This is a genomic window from Thainema salinarum CENA647 (assembly GCF_057732415.1).
Genome location: NZ_JBYJZJ010000022.1, coordinates 597,046 through 611,544 on the forward strand (window position 1 = coordinate 597,046; position 14,499 = coordinate 611,544).

Below are 14,499 nucleotides of genomic sequence, written 5' to 3' on the forward strand. Positions count from 1 at the left end.
GATTAAGGCGTGATTGAGATATCATCCACATTGCCTGATCAGCGCCACCTGCAAACTGTCTCCTGCGAATTCTATTGGCCAAGCGCTAGAGCTATAGTAATGGACGAGTGCTCTAGCCAGAACCATGAACTTCCAGATCCAGCCCGTCACCACCCCCGAAGACATTGAGCAATTTCTCGACGTGCCTGCTCGTGTCTATGCCAACGATCCCAACTGGGTCGCCCCCATCCGCAGCAGCGAGGCCAAAAAGCTGGCACCGGATAATCCGTTTCTGTCCTATGGCAAGCTACAAGCGTTTATTGCCCTAGCGGACGGGGAGCCAATTGGTCGAGTTGTAGCGGCTGTCAATCAGCGGCTAATTGAAGTGGAGAAAAAGCCATTGGGCTTGTTTGGCTTTTTCGAGTGCATCAATCAGTTCGAAGTGGCACAAGCCTTATTGAATGCCGCGACTGACTGGCTGCGAGAACAGGGTATGGCGGAAGTCCGTGGCCCGATTGATCTATCGACACACAACGACTGCTTATTTTTGGTAGACGGATTTGATACGCCGCCGCTGGTGATGATGCCCTATAATCCGCCCTATTATCCAGAATTTATGGAAAAAATGGGCTGGCACAAGGCAAAAGATGCCTATGCCTATGATTTCCCGCTGGATGAGGGCCTGCCGTCAAAATTTGAGAAAGCCTATCGTATTGCCAAACAGTCAGGTGTTACGTTCCGGCCACTCAATATCAAGGGCAAAGCCTTTGAGCAAGATGCGCGGTCGCTCTATCGGCTGTTTACGGAAGCCTTTGCCAACAACTGGAGTTCCACACCACGCACCGAAGAAGAGTTTTTAGAGGAAGCAAAAGACCTCCAGCAGCTTGTCGATCCCGATTTGTTCCCGATCGCAGAAGTGAATGGCAAAATGGTGGGCTTTTTTATGGGCTTGCCGGACTACAACATTGCCCTGAAGCGGCTCAACGGTAAGTTCAACTGGTGGGGTATTCTCAAGTTCCTCTGGTATCGTCGCCAAATTGATCAAGGACGCGTGATTGCGATTTGTTCACTGCCGGAATATCGGCGGAAAATGGTGCCGCTAGCGCTGATTTATTTGGGTATGCAGGGCGGCATCAAGAAAGGCAAACCTTATAAGCGGGCGGAACTCTCCTGGGTTTGGGAAGACAACATGCCCTCGCGCCGCTTAATCGAGGCATCCGGCGGAAAGTGGTACAAGACCTATCGAATCTACGAAAAATCGCTGTCAGAATAGAAGTTCTGTTTGTGAAAGCTTGGCTCAGCCAAGCTTTCACAAACAGAACTGGTTAGTTTTATGAACGGCAATAGGACGGTAGCAATGAAAGCATTAGTCACGGGTGCCAATGGATTCACCGGATCTCATCTGGTCGAAGCGCTGAATCAGCGGGGCGATCAGGTGGTGGGACTGGTGCGTCAAACCAGTGATCTATCGCGCTTGCAAGATGCCGAGATTGAACTAGTCTATGGCGATATCTGCGATCGCGATTCTCTCTTAAAAGCAATGACCGATGTGGACGTGGTGTTTCACATTGCCGCCTATGTGGAATTGGGACTGGTCAACGAAGCCTATATGGAGCGGGTCAACGTGGAGGGTACTCGTAATGTGCTGGAAGTGGCGCAGTCTCTGCAGATGGAACTGGGCAAACCGACGAAGCTGGTCTATTGCAGCACAATCGGCATCTATGGCGACACCCAGGGGCAAACGATTGACGAAACCTTTCAGCGCACCCAGACGACCTATTCCTCGGTCTACGATCGCACGAAGCTCCAGGCGCAGCAGTTGGTGGATCAGGCGGCACGCAATGGTTTGCCAATTGTCAGCCTGATGCCCGCTGGTATTCTCGGCTCGGATGATCCGCACTTTGGGCCAGCGGTACAGCTTTTCCTCAAGGGCTGGATGAAGTTCTGGCCCGGTGGCGACCGGGTGACGGGGGTGGTGCATGTGGACGATTTGGTCAGCGCCATGCTGCTGGCGGCGGATAAGGCACCAGCGGGTGAACACTACATCATCTCGGCAGGCGATTTGACGACGCGAGAAATGTTCCAGCTACTGAGCCGAGAAACGGGCATTCCCGCACCTAAAGATCCACCAGAAGCTGTCGTGCGCTTCGTGGGCAATGTGCTTGACCCAATTGGCCGCGCCTTTAAGTGGAATCCGCCCATCGGTCGCGAACGGGTTCACTATATTTATGACCGCTGCGTGCGGGTGGATGCGAGTAAGGCACGGCGGGAACTGGGCTGGCAACCGCGATCGGTGGAGGCGCTGCTAAAGCAAATTGTCAAAGAAATGCAGGCGGCTAAAAGGTAGTAGCGCGACACGCCTAAAATGCGGGGTTGTCCCATTCCTTAAAACAGCGATCTTGTAGAGTGGGCACTGCCCACCTTACCCAGCAAATTAAGCTGGCCGCGCTAGTAGGTTGGGTAGAGCAACGCGAAACCCAACAAAAACTCTGTCAACACCCAAAACTTGTAAATGTTGGGTTTCATTCTTCAACCCAACCTACAAGATTTGCGATCGCACTGAGACATAGCATCAAAAGCAGCTTCTTCGTCTGCCAGATGAGCATCACAAATCATTTACATCAACTACGCTGCCGTATTCTTCGGAATAAACAAACTGCCCCGACGCCAAGCCCTCGGCATATTGCTTCAGCCAATCCCGAAAGCTGGGCGCAATAAGCTTGCGCTCGTCGTCATCGTGCCACATTGTGATGATTTGTCCGACTTTTCCACCATCAGGCGGGTTCAAATCTAGACAGTCATGATTTCCTGCACCGTCATGGGTTAGCGGTATCCACTTGTCGCTCCACCAAACGTGGCGAATGCCAGGGTCGGGGTTACTTTCTTGAGTTGGATCATGAATTTGGAATTCACCGCTATCTAGCAATTCTTTCCAAACTTGCCATTCATCCCGAATCCGTTCCAGCGACAGAAATTCTCGCCCATTGATCAACCCATATCTATAGGTTGATTGGCCGTTATGAACGTGATAGGAAGCTTTAACATCTTCAGGAAATTGAATAGAGAGAAGATTTTCCAACTCAGCAATCTGAGCATCGGATGCTCCCGGTTGTAGCGTGTCTAATACCTGTGGCGCATTTGCCTGCATCCATTTTTTGATTTGGCTCCAAATGTCTTGCATCATTGTTTTATAGTCAGTGTGCAGCTCAGTTGACATCACTCTGCCTCCTGCGATCGCAGCTTCACGTTGCAGCTTTATTGCATTGTATGAATCTTGATCCGGCTCCGTATCAGCACAGCCAGTTCTCACTCAAACCTGTTAAGCGGGACTAAGGATCTATTGTTAATCCCTCATTTTTTGGCGACACTAATAGATCTAGGGGTGCGATCGCAGGTTGATGCCTTCGATTGCCGATCCTGTGCCGTCATTCAATAGAAGCTCTATGCCCCCAATCCCTACCTCTACTCAGTCAACCGTTGAACAACTGCTAGAACTGGCTCAGCCACGGGTTGATGCCGCCGAAGTGTATTACGTGGCCAGCCAGGACACGCCGATTAGCTTTGAGAACAATCGGCTGAAGTCGCTGGAAACGAAGGCGCTGCGGGGCGTAGCGCTGCGGGTGATTCACAATGGGCGCTTGGGCTTTGCCAGTTCGACGGATTTGACGCGGCTGGATGACTTGGTCGATGCGGCCATCGATACGGCTAAGATTGGCAGTCCGGCAGAGTTCGAGTTTGCCGCCAACTTCCACGATAACCAGCCCGCCAGCGACTACACGCCGCCCAGTTCCGAGGTGCTGGTGGAAACGGGACAGCGGCTGATTCAGCAGGTGCATGAGTATAACCCAGACATCCTGGTAGACGTGAGTTTTCACGTTCGTTCCGGTCAGGTGCAGATGGCGACCACGCAAGATGTTTATGCCGAGCGCTCCAGCCAGTCGATCAGCGGCGTGATTGGCGGCAACCTGGTGCGGGGCGAAGACTTTCTGCAAATTTACACCTATGGCGTAGAGTGCGATCGCACTCCGGATTTCGATCAACTGCTGAAAACCCTGCTGCAAAAGTACGAATGGGCCGACCGCGGCCAAGCCAAAATCACTAGCGGCAGCTTTCCAGTCATCTTCACACCTCGCGCAGCGGCTCAGGTTTTGGGCGGACTGTTTGACACGATTCTGTCCGGGCAAACGGTCATTCAAAACGCCTCGCCCCTGTCCGACAAAGTGGGCGAAAAAGTGTTTGATGAGCGCCTGACCCTATTTGAAGATCCCAGCATTGGCCCTTCGGCCTGCACGTTTGACGATGAGGGCACACCAACCAGCTACACCAAGTACATCGATCAGGGCACGGTGCAAGGGTTCTACTGGGATCGCCGCTGGGGCGCACGAGCCAATCGGGCATCTACCGGGAACGGTTTCCGGGGCGGGTTATCGCGTCCTAGTCCATCAATGGCGAATCTCTGCTTGGCACCGGGGCAAACCTCAATGGCTGACCTGATTGCGGGCATGAAAGAAGGGCTGATTGTCGATCAGGTTCTCGGCGCGGGACAGTCGAACCAGCTCGCGGGTGAATTCTCAGTCAACCTCGATTTGGGCTACAAGGTGGAAAACGGCGAAATCGTTGGTCGCGTCAAAGATACGATGGTGGCAGGCAGCATTTTCGAGGCGTTCCAGCAGCTTGAAGACATGGGCAGTGAATCCGAATGGGTCGGCGGCAGCATGTACCTACCCTGCGTCGCGTTCAAACAGCTCGGCGTATCGGCACGGCAGGCATAGCGACATCGTGTCGACTCTCACCATCCGAGATGCAGCGCCACCTGATGTGGCGCTGATTTTGAGTTTCATCCACAAAAAAGCCGATTTTGATCGAGCACTGGGTGGCTTTTCCGGTAAGCTACAGGCGACGGAAGAGAAGATGCAACGGGCGCTGTTTAGCGAAATTCCCTTTGCCTATGTGCTGCTGGCGGAGCTTGGCGCAGAACCCGTAGGCTTTGCTCTGTATGGCTTTCACTTTTCCTCGTTTGCCGGACAGCCCAACCTCTGGCTAGATGATTTGTACGTGGAGCCAGCGGCGCGGAATCAGGGAGTTGGCTCGGCGCTGATGGCGCGTTTGGCTGAAATTGCCCGCGCTAATGACTGCACACACCTGGGCTGGAATGCGGATGCACGAAATGCTGAAGGGTTGAGATTCTATCAGCAGTTGGGTGCAGAAATAATTACCTTGCCAGAAAATCGGCGGTTCCTACGTTGGCAAGGATAGGAAAAGCTGCGATCGCACCCATTCATCAACACAAAACCAACTACCTTCAACCCACCTTCGACGAGGTCCAGGACGGTCGTTCGTCCTAGTCGAGGGGGGCTGGGGGCAATCGAAATGCCCCCAGTAGCCAGGTTCTACAACCCCTCAACCCTTGTTAAGCAGTAATCCCCTACAGCATTGTCCGCTTACGACTCATCACGCTGATGTATTCCCCATTGCGACCCGTGGGCAGCGGTTTACTCCAGGCAATGCGATCGCAATAGCCCAGCGTATCCAAACGATGAATGGCATCGGCTAGGGCAGAATAGTCGCCCAGTAGAATGTGGCGAACGGTTTCTTGATTGAAGGTTGGCAAGCTGAAGGCGGGAGAGACAGTGGCCTCTCCGCTGGATGATTGAAACATACGGGTGTCTCCGTTTTCGACTAAAGGAAAACGGGGAACTATCCAGATCCCTTATTTGAAGCGGTAAAGGCAAGATAGCAGGACTAAAATGATCCCAGTCATCTCGACTTACCTAGGTTAAGTTGGGATGATCAGGAGATTTGGGAGGTGGCACCCTCTCAGATCTCCGCCTAGAATCATTCCCCGCAAGACTAAAAGTATCAAGAAGCAGCTAGGCAGTTCAACCGTATTTATCTGTTTGTAAGGATTAGATTTGGAACTGCTGACGTGAAGTGCGATCGCACGTTTCTCTGAACGCATAAACCCCAAAACTGCGATCGCACTTTCCCAACCAAAATCACACCTTGCCCATTTCACCGTAAATTGGTGTTGAGCAACACGAAACTCAATGTTAACGTGATGCGATCTCGCTTCTTTGCACAGATTATGGAACTTGAAACCGAGATTGCACCCTTTGTATAGAATGCGTTGAAAGCAGTGAAGCATGCTACATACATAGCCGATACAAACAGCTTATGCCTGAACTAGCCCTTCGGCTCCAACATGCTTCGAAGCCATAGTGCAATAGACAGCAAAGATTCACTGTAGAATATTTTTAAGGAATTTGAGATCATCCTAAGTTTTAATACTATTATTTAGTCGGAGGTGTCGGCAAAAGTTTAATTACTTCCATTTCAGTGCTTGTAAGCTGTACAAGCTTTTCTAAGTTTTCGTAACCTGAGATCTCTATTCGGATTTGACCAGTTTCTTTACCTGCCTTTATCGGAAAAGAGAAAATCCCATTAGCATCAGTGTAAGTAATCAAGGGTACTTGATTGCCTACAAACAAAAGAACTTTTGCATCTTGAATACCACTGCCAGTTTTTTCATCAGAAACTCGACCCACCAAGCTGTTCTCCTTAACAACTGGATTTTTGGCTTTTATATTTTTCCTAGCTTGGCGACCATTGGCAATAATTGGAGCGATTACTCCAATTATTGTAGCGACCGCTCCAATTATTGCAACAGCTATAGGAACCCACCAAGGATTGTTAGCTATAGAAACCCACCAAGGATTAGGTTGAGGTTGTGGCTCCGAAGTCTCTTGATATTTCTCAAGTTCCTTTCTTGCCGCAATCATCTTTGGACGCACCAGAGTTTTATTTATTAAAGCCAGAACTGCATTAGTACGATCATCACTGTCAAACTTTCTTACAGCTATTCCATACTCTTCAGGTTCTGTACGAGGTAGGTATTCAGATACAGGGAAAATTTTGTAACCAGTCAATGGATCTCTGCTTTTCCGATAAAGTCCATCGCCTGTGACGCCCTCTTTTATAAGAGATGACAGTATGATTGAGTCGCTAGCAAAAGCATCTATTCTATCAGATTCTAAATCATCAAGAGCCTTGTCTCTGACATCGTTTCTGGAATTTTCCTGTGGCTCGCTTAGATTAGGATAGGGAACTGTACTTACGTAGAAACCGCCTACCACAAGCTGCGCCCATGTAGTCGTAGTTCGCATTACTGCAATCCTCATTCTCTGAAGAAGTTCTTCACGTTCTTCAGGATTTAGCTTAATAAGCTCGTCAAACTTTTCTGCTTTGAGAAGAAGCTTTATGCCAGTTTCAAGAAATTCATTTGAGAAGGCAATGCTTGCGCCGTAAGGTTCTCTATTTTGAGGCGATTTCGCAGGGTCAGGGTATACCAAATCTAGTGCTGATCTTGAGTTTGCACCACATTCAATATCAAGCCTGAAATTCGAATTGTTTGTCACAAGACCGTTGAACCTTGGATAATCTCTGCCTTTGTAATCATTTTCTATGGGAGTTTGCTCAATTTTAATTCTTAAATCTTGGAGATTTATTTCATCTTTTAGCTCCTTAAGAAAAGTTCCACAAAACCCACCATAATTCCCAGAAGTAGAACTACTAGCATCCTCTGGGTCAGAGTAAGTACCTAGAGGAGGAGTGGTAATCTTGATTCCAACTTTTAAAGTATCAGGCAGATTGGTTTGTGAAAAGCCTGCTTGAATATCAAGAATTGCTAGAGCAAAAAAAACGGGAGCACGTCATCCGCTGAGGAGATGAAAATATAATGGAGTGAGTGCCCTTATCGGATCCTGACATGACTCCAGACCAGCGCGACCAAATGCAGCATCACGTCAACGCTTTAGCACAGATCCTCTATGACGACGCCAAGGAACAGGGGATGAGGATGACGAGCTTAGGCGAAATCGAGCAAACGGTCCGTGAGCAAGTGCACCGTCATGTGTCACCCAACTTAGGTCTTTTTTTATCGACACAAGCGTCGGCAAAGATGAAGGAGAAACCCGAAAGCTAACCAGCATCCTTGGCATATTGCAGGTTGGCCGACAGCAGGCCAAGCGGCTTGGAGTCAAGCCCAGAGTCCAGTTCAGCCCCCTGGTCGAGCTGTGTTGTCTGCAGATGGGAGCAACGGTGTCCTTCGTGCAGGCGAGTCGGGATGTTGAACTGCTCACCGGGGTCACCGTGAGCGCCAAGAGTGTCGAGCGCATCGTAGGGCGCAATCCGATTGAGTCATCGGCTCCAGAGGAGACAGTCAAGGAGATGGCTCTCGATGGCGGGATGGTTCGCCTAGTGACTCCGAGCGGAGAGCCCAGCGAGTGGAAGCAGTACAAGGCGGTGCGGCTGGACGGTGACGGTGTGGGTATGGCCTGGTTTGACGACAATGATGCGCTGTTGGCCTGGCTCAGGAGCCTTTGCTGGGCCAGTGTTGTGTTCTGCTTAGGAGACGGACACAGCGGCATTTGGTCGCTCTACCAACAGATGGAGAGGCTCACTCGCCAGGAGGTCTTGGACTGGTATCACCTGATGGAGAACCTGTATAAAGTGGGCGGTTCCCTTCAACGGCTCAACCAGGCCAGACACCTTCTGTGGCACGGTCAGGTCGATGAGGCCAGTGCCCTGTTTGCGGGGCTCAACTCTCAGCAGTCTCAACGATTTGGGAGGTATCTGGAGCGACATCGCGCTCGGATTGTCAACTACAGGTACTACCAGCAAGAGGGGATGCCGATTGGCTCAGGCCCGGTCGAATCACTCATCAAGCAGATTGATGCCAGAGTGCAGGTCGCAGGTGCGCAGTGGAACCCTCAGAATGTTCCTCAAATTCTGGCGCTCCGCTGCGCTTACCTGAACAACCAGCTCAACCTTTATTCTCTCGCCAGCGGATGACGTGCTCCCAAAAAAACACATACTAGAAGGACTAAATTTTTAGTATTCTTAATCCTGATATGTCTAATTTTAAAGGCAGAATGCTTCACTCCTAAATCCTCTGATTAGGAACAGATAGAATAAGATAAACTTGAGAAAAGTTGAACAGCTATGGAGCTCAATCTGAATTAGACTTTACTTCAAGTAATCCGGAAAATTGCCGGATTACTTAAAAAGCACAATAAGTTTGGGCTACTTCACTTTTTCGTTTAAGGGATATTAGCACATGAGCTTTTGATCTTTCTAGACCCTCTAAGGGTAAGTCGCCTGAATTCTTGAGGATCATAAGTATTATTTGATACATAAAATAGGAACTAATGGACTTTGATGTTAGATAGATGATGTGTGTCCAAAAAGATGTTTCCAATCCTCGCGAGTTTTCGTTGAAATCCTCAAAAGATAAAGGCTCAATGCTGGAAGGGTAGGGAAAAGTTATGAGAATGGCACAAGCCCAGCGAAACCGGGTACTTCACATGGCTATACGTTGCTACCAAGCAAACGCAATAAAAAGGAAGTTATAGTTTAACTTCATGTCATCAGATAACAGTCCGGACAATTTTCTGAGCAAGCTCTGAAGCTCCCTGATTTTCGTTCGTTGAATCACCACAAAATAGGGTTGAAACCCTCATTCTTTCGTTGAGTTCCAAAAACTGTCCGGAGTATTGCAGATCATGTATCTTGATTGAACCGACCCTGTTGCTGGAGCAATCGCATTTCATTTTGCACACTGACCGCCGCTTTCAGGGCTTCATTCAAAACCTTGCTTTAGGCATTCTTTTTTTCTGATACTTGCAGCACCGAGAGCTGATAATCATCGGATCTGAATCGCCTATTGCTAAGGCGGCGATCTCAGCTCAGCCTACCTACTGTTTGGGATATGTGATGTGGGTAAGTGCGATCTCATCCAAATATAATGGCAGCATCTGTCACCACCTATTATCTTGAAATGCTTTCACCCGAAGCGCTCCAGGCCAAACCAGCCGTGCCAGAGCTGAGCATTGTTGAATGTCAAATCAAGCAGTTTCAATTCAATCGGTTTCTCTATCAGTTCATTGGTGAAGCGTGGCAGTGGACAGATAAGCTGAGTTGGACAGATGAGCAGTGGCGGCAGCTCGTCGAAGCCGATGATCATCGGACGTGGGTGGCCTATTGCCAAGGCGCGATCGCAGGTTACTACGAACTTCATCGCCCCGATGGTCAGACTGTCGAAATCCTCTACTTTGGCCTCGCGCCGCAGTTTATCGGTCAAGGATTGGGCGGTTATCTGCTGACCCACGCGATTCGGTCGGCCTGGGACTGGGCAGGCACCACGCGGGTTTGGGTGCATACCTGTAGCAACGACCATCCCAGCGCCCTACGGAACTATCAGGCGCGCGGGATGCAAATTTATCGGGTCGAGAATTAGCTTTATTTCTGTTGTGTTGTTGGGAGAGATGCAACGCATCTCTCCCAACAACACCTTTAGAACAGTGTCCGAGAATTGAAACCAGTGACTATCATGGATCTACGGCAGCGGAGCAGTTCGTTAGGCAGCTTTAGAGTATCGCAGGACGTGTAGCCCTCATCCCCCAGCCCCTTCTCCCACAGGAGAAGAGGAGCTAGATATTCAAAGTCCCTCTCCTGCGGGAGAGGGATTTAGGGTGAGGGCCACACGGCAAGAGTACTCATATAGCGCTAACGGCTGCGATATTCGTGTTTGTAGACCCCTGCCGATTGGCGTTCGTAAGAGACCTGAACCAGCATGGCGATTTTACACGGTGGGTGGCTGCCTCAATCTCAACAGTTATTTATTTGGGGCGAAACCTGGCGATCCGCTGAACCCGCCCCCGTTGACGACATCAGCACCGTGCCCGATCACCTATTTGCCACGACGCCGGACGAGTTGATTGCCTTTCTTCAGTCCGAGCAGGAGCAAGCCAGTGATGATACGCCTGCTCCGTTTCGTCTGCCCCTCAACGACGTGCAGCTTGGCCTAGCGGCGTCCGGCAAAACGTCAGCCACCAAAACCAAAACCCGCAAATCTGCCGCCCTCAATACCGATGCCAAACAGACCCGCTGGCGATCGCAACTGCTGAGCTTACCGACTCAAATCTCAGACAGTACCCTGATGCCCTGCTTGTCAGGACAGGTGCAAAGCGGTGCCGAGGTGGATCAGAAAACTGCGATCGCACTGTATCCTTGGCGGGTACAGGGTCTCTGGCTGGCACCAACGGAAGCGGTGCAGTTTTTGAACAGTTTGCCCTTGGGGTTAATCACCGAAGAAGATTCGACGATTGGGGCAGATCTGCGCTTTTGGTCGCATCTGCTGCGCTGGGCACTGGATCTGATGGCCCGGTCGAAATATCTACCTGCGATCGCAGTTGAGGCCAAGCAGAAAGCCATACCGGAAGCCCACTGGCAGGTGTTGCTAGATAGTGCCCTGGATCAGGCGCGGCTGGAGCAATTTTCTCGCCAGATGCCGAGTGTCTGCCGCCTGTACGATGGGCAGCAGGAGTGGAACGGTAACAAGAAGAATGGCTCAAGTGCAGATGCGATCGCACAAACGCCAATGCCCGCTAATCCGCGCCAGTTGATTCTCAGTTTCCTCAGCGCCGTGGTGGACGTGCAGGTGCGAGCGATTGCCCAGTCGCAGACGGTTCCGGCCACGCAGCTCTCCCGTGAACTGCCCGTGCGGGAATGGATTCAGGCATTGGGCACATCACCTGTGGTGGAGGCTGATGTAGAGCAGGTAGAGCGCTTGCAGGGTGCGTTATCAACCTGGACAGCTCCCTTGCAAAACCGTTTACGGGATGGCATCGCCAATTTTCGCACCTGTTTCCGGCTGAAATCGCCGCCCCAGGGCAAGCTGGACTGGACGCTGGAGTACGGCCTACAAGCGGCAGACGACGAGTCAATTTTTGTCGATGCCGATACCATCTGGCAGAATCCTGTCGCCAATCTCAGCTACGAAAACCGCACCGTCTACAATCCCCAGGAAACGCTACTCGGTGGCTTAGGCCTTGCCGCTCGTCTCTATCCGGTTCTGGAGCCGACGCTGGAAGAACAGCAGCCCCAGTCCTGCACGCTCGATCCGGTGCAGGCGTACGACTTCCTCAAATCCCTTGCCTGGCGACTGCGGGACAGCGGGTTTGGGGTGTTGCTGCCGCCCAGTTTGCAGGAAAAAGGCGGCTGGGCCAGTCGCTTAGGCTTGAACATCACCGCTAAAGCCTCGCGATCGCGCAAGCAGCAGCGCATGGGTTTGCAGAGTCTGCTCAACTACGAGTGGCAGCTCTCGATCGGCGGCCAAACCATTTCCAAGGAAGAGTTTGATCGACTAGTGGCGCTGAATACGCCGCTGGTGGAAATCAATGGCGAGTGGGTTGAACTCAGACCTCAAGACATCAAAGCCGCCCAAAACTTTTTTGAAACCCGCAAAAACAAGCTGTCCCTCTCCGTCGAAGATGCCCTCCGCATCAGTACGGGCGACTCACCAATGCTAGAAAAGCTTCCTGTCGTCAACTTTGAGGCATCAGGCTCGCTGAACAAATTGATCACGACGCTGACTACGGGCAACCAAACGCTGGAAGAAATCAGCGAACCCGCCGGATTCCACGGTGAACTGCGACCGTATCAAGCCAAGGGTGTATCCTGGCTGGCCTTTCTAGAGCAGTGGGGACTCGGCGCTTGTCTGGCGGACGACATGGGCTTGGGCAAAACGATTCAGCTAATCGCCTTCCTGCTCCATCTACGCGAACAGGATGCGCTGGAAGCGCCAATTTTGCTAGTCTGCCCCACCTCTGTCCTGGGCAACTGGGAACGGGAAGTGAAGCGATTCGCGCCCGATCTGAAAACCCTGGTGCATCACGGTAGCGATCGCGCCAAGAGTCCCGGCTTCAAAAAAGCTGCCACGGACGTCAATTTGGTGATCACCAGCTATGCGCTTGTATTCCGCGATGCCAAAGTGCTGAAGTCCGTCTCCTGGCAGGGCATTGTCCTCGACGAAGCGCAGAACATCAAAAATCCCGATGCTAAACAGTCGCGGGCTGTGCGCGATCTGGAAGCCCAGTTCAAAATTGCCCTCACGGGTACACCTGTCGAGAACCGTCTGTCCGAACTCTGGTCAATCATGGACTTCCTCAATCCCGGCTACCTGGGGCCACGCAACTTTTTCCAGAAGCGGTTTGCCGTACCGATTGAGCGCTATGGCGATGGCGATTCGCTGCAAACATTGAGATCGCTCGTTCAACCTTTTATCCTACGCCGCCTCAAAACCGATAAGGATATCATTCAAGATCTGCCCGAAAAGCAGGAAATGACGGTGTTCTGCGGCTTATCGGCGGAACAAGCGACGCTCTATCAAAAGCTGGTGGATGAATCCCTAGCTCAAATCGATGATGCCGACGGTGTCCAGCGACGCGGCATGATTCTGGCGTTACTGACTAAGCTGAAGCAGGTCTGCAACCATCCGGCTCAGTTCTTGGATGAGAATAAGCTGGGTAACTCGCCCCAGCGCTCCGGTAAGCTGCTGCGCCTAGTGGAAATGCTGGAGGAAGTCGTCTCCGAAGGCGATCGCGCCCTGATCTTTACCCAATTTGCGGAGTGGGGCAAACTGCTGCAAGCTTATCTAGAGCAGCACATGGGCCAGGAAACCCTCTTCCTCTACGGCAGTACGACCAAGAATAAGCGGGAAGAAATGGTCAACCGCTTCCAGCACGACCCGCGTGCGCCCAAGGTGTTTATTCTGTCGCTGAAAGCGGGTGGTGTGGGATTAAACCTGACCCGTGCCAATCACGTTTTCCACTTTGATCGCTGGTGGAATCCGGCAGTCGAGAATCAGGCCACCGACCGCGTATTCCGCATCGGCCAAACTCGCAATGTCCAAGTTCATAAGTTTGTCTGCACAGGCACGCTGGAGGAGCGGATTCACGAGCTAATCGAAAGCAAGAAAGCGCTGTCTGAACAGGTCGTCGGCACAGGCGAGCAGTGGCTCACGGAACTGGATGCGAATCAGCTACGGGATCTGCTGTTACTAGATCGCGATGCAATTATTGACGAAGACAGCGATTAATCGTACAAACCGCCAAAATAAAAAGCACCGCACTGTGCGATGCGGCGCTTCAAATGCTGAGAGCATGATTAACGTTGTTGATTGGTATGCTCACATCATCACCGAGATCAACGGGCAGCACCACCGACGTTTACGGAGATAAGCAGAAGTTAAGAGTTTAGGAAGAGGTTTAATCAACATGAGCATTGAATCAGAAAATATGTCGTAGATGCTAACGGTGCTAAAGCGGCTGTAATTTTACCGATGGCTCAGAATGAGCAGCTTCTAGAGGATTGCATGATTTAGCTGTCGTGGCTGAGCGCCGCTCAGAACAGCCGATCGGTATGGCAGAAATGAGAAGCAGGCTAAAGCGTAATGGAACCGTATGGTCAGGAAGTATCTGTCAATCCAGCGAGAGTTTGACGAAGGTGTTACAACTTGGACAGTGCGATCGCAACTCCTATAACAATCGCAACTCTCGTAACAATTGCAAATCTTTACCAGCAATGTAATCTACGCGAGAAGTGCGATCGCGCTATTACTCAGTAAGAGCAAGTACGGAGAATATCTCTGATAATATGCATCGGCTTGGCCCATTCGTACAT

General features: G+C 51.2%; 10 protein-coding genes. 7 read left to right on the forward strand and 3 right to left on the reverse strand.

Going from position 1 to position 14,499, the window contains the following annotated elements:
• Nucleotides 1-124: 124 nt before the first annotated feature.
• Together AC286M_RS09420 and AC286M_RS09425 are read left to right on the forward strand one after the other, a co-directional pair.
• Nucleotides 125-1,252 carry a GNAT family N-acetyltransferase gene (locus AC286M_RS09420; protein WP_488204135.1) on the forward strand — a complete coding sequence of 376 codons (1,128 nt, stop codon included), beginning with the start codon at nt 125-127 and terminating at the stop codon, nt 1,250-1,252.
• Between the two features lie 84 nt (nt 1,253-1,336).
• Nucleotides 1,337-2,326 carry an NAD-dependent epimerase/dehydratase family protein gene (locus tag AC286M_RS09425; RefSeq protein ID WP_488204136.1) on the forward strand — a complete coding sequence of 330 codons (990 nt, stop codon included), beginning with the start codon at nt 1,337-1,339 and terminating at the stop codon, nt 2,324-2,326.
• Between the two features lie 258 nt (nt 2,327-2,584).
• Here the strand turns inward: AC286M_RS09425 and AC286M_RS09430 are convergent, their stop codons facing one another.
• Entirely contained in the window at nt 2,585-3,163 is a 579-nt protein-coding gene (locus AC286M_RS09430) for an SMI1/KNR4 family protein (RefSeq protein WP_488204137.1), read from the reverse strand.
• A 259-nt stretch (nt 3,164-3,422) separates the two neighbouring features.
• On the opposite strand from AC286M_RS09430, the gene AC286M_RS09435 reads away from it, so the two are divergent.
• Both AC286M_RS09435 and AC286M_RS09440 read left to right on the forward strand, forming a co-directional pair.
• Nucleotides 3,423-4,751, forward strand: a complete 1,329-nt coding sequence (locus AC286M_RS09435; protein ID WP_488204138.1) for a TldD/PmbA family protein — start codon at nt 3,423-3,425, stop codon at nt 4,749-4,751.
• 7 nt (nt 4,752-4,758) lie between these two features.
• Complete coding sequence (locus AC286M_RS09440) at nt 4,759-5,235, forward strand: GNAT family N-acetyltransferase (protein ID WP_488204139.1); 477 nt, start codon at nt 4,759-4,761, stop codon at nt 5,233-5,235.
• 169 nt (nt 5,236-5,404) lie between these two features.
• On the opposite strand, the gene AC286M_RS09445 is transcribed toward AC286M_RS09440, so the two are convergent.
• Nucleotides 5,405-5,638: a hypothetical protein gene (locus AC286M_RS09445; protein WP_488204140.1), complete on the reverse strand. Its 234-nt coding sequence runs from the start codon at nt 5,636-5,638 to the stop codon at nt 5,405-5,407.
• 631 nt (nt 5,639-6,269) lie between these two features.
• Nucleotides 6,270-7,394 (reverse strand): hypothetical protein, encoded by a 1,125-nt coding sequence (locus tag AC286M_RS09450; RefSeq protein ID WP_488204141.1) that lies wholly within the window; start codon nt 7,392-7,394, stop codon nt 6,270-6,272.
• Between the two features lie 350 nt (nt 7,395-7,744).
• Here AC286M_RS09450 and AC286M_RS09455 point away from each other — a divergent pair.
• The 3 genes from AC286M_RS09455 to AC286M_RS09465 all read left to right on the forward strand — a co-directional run bounded on the left by AC286M_RS09455 (nt 7,745) and on the right by AC286M_RS09465 (nt 13,915).
• A protein-coding gene (locus tag AC286M_RS09455; RefSeq protein ID WP_488203071.1) for an ISKra4 family transposase occupies nt 7,745-8,829 on the forward strand; the annotation gives its coding sequence in 2 pieces (ribosomal slippage) (nt 7,745-7,931 and nt 7,931-8,829; 1,086 coding nt in all).
• Nucleotides 8,830-9,781: 952 nt separating this feature from the next.
• Nucleotides 9,782-10,273: a GNAT family N-acetyltransferase gene (locus AC286M_RS09460; RefSeq protein WP_488204142.1), complete on the forward strand. Its 492-nt coding sequence runs from the start codon at nt 9,782-9,784 to the stop codon at nt 10,271-10,273.
• A gap of 336 nt (nt 10,274-10,609) precedes the next feature.
• Complete coding sequence (locus AC286M_RS09465; protein WP_488204143.1) at nt 10,610-13,915, forward strand: sll1366 family intein-prone helicase; 3,306 nt, start codon at nt 10,610-10,612, stop codon at nt 13,913-13,915.
• Nucleotides 13,916-14,499 lie beyond the last annotated feature (584 nt).

Bases quoted from the DNA above. Each gene is read 5' to 3' on its own strand.
- AC286M_RS09430 (WP_488204137.1), bottom strand. From the start codon at position 3,163: ATGATGCAAGACATTTGGAGCCAAATCAAAAAATGGATGCAGGCAAAT.
- AC286M_RS09425 (WP_488204136.1), top strand. From the start codon at position 1,337: ATGAAAGCATTAGTCACGGGTGCCAATGGATTCACCGGATCTCATCTG.
- AC286M_RS09465 (WP_488204143.1), top strand. From the start codon at position 10,610: ATGGCGATTTTACACGGTGGGTGGCTGCCTCAATCTCAACAGTTATTT.
- AC286M_RS09445 (WP_488204140.1), bottom strand. From the start codon at position 5,638: ATGTTTCAATCATCCAGCGGAGAGGCCACTGTCTCTCCCGCCTTCAGC.
- AC286M_RS09460 (WP_488204142.1), top strand. From the start codon at position 9,782: ATGGCAGCATCTGTCACCACCTATTATCTTGAAATGCTTTCACCCGAA.
- AC286M_RS09420 (WP_488204135.1), top strand. From the start codon at position 125: ATGAACTTCCAGATCCAGCCCGTCACCACCCCCGAAGACATTGAGCAA.
- AC286M_RS09435 (WP_488204138.1), top strand. From the start codon at position 3,423: ATGCCCCCAATCCCTACCTCTACTCAGTCAACCGTTGAACAACTGCTA.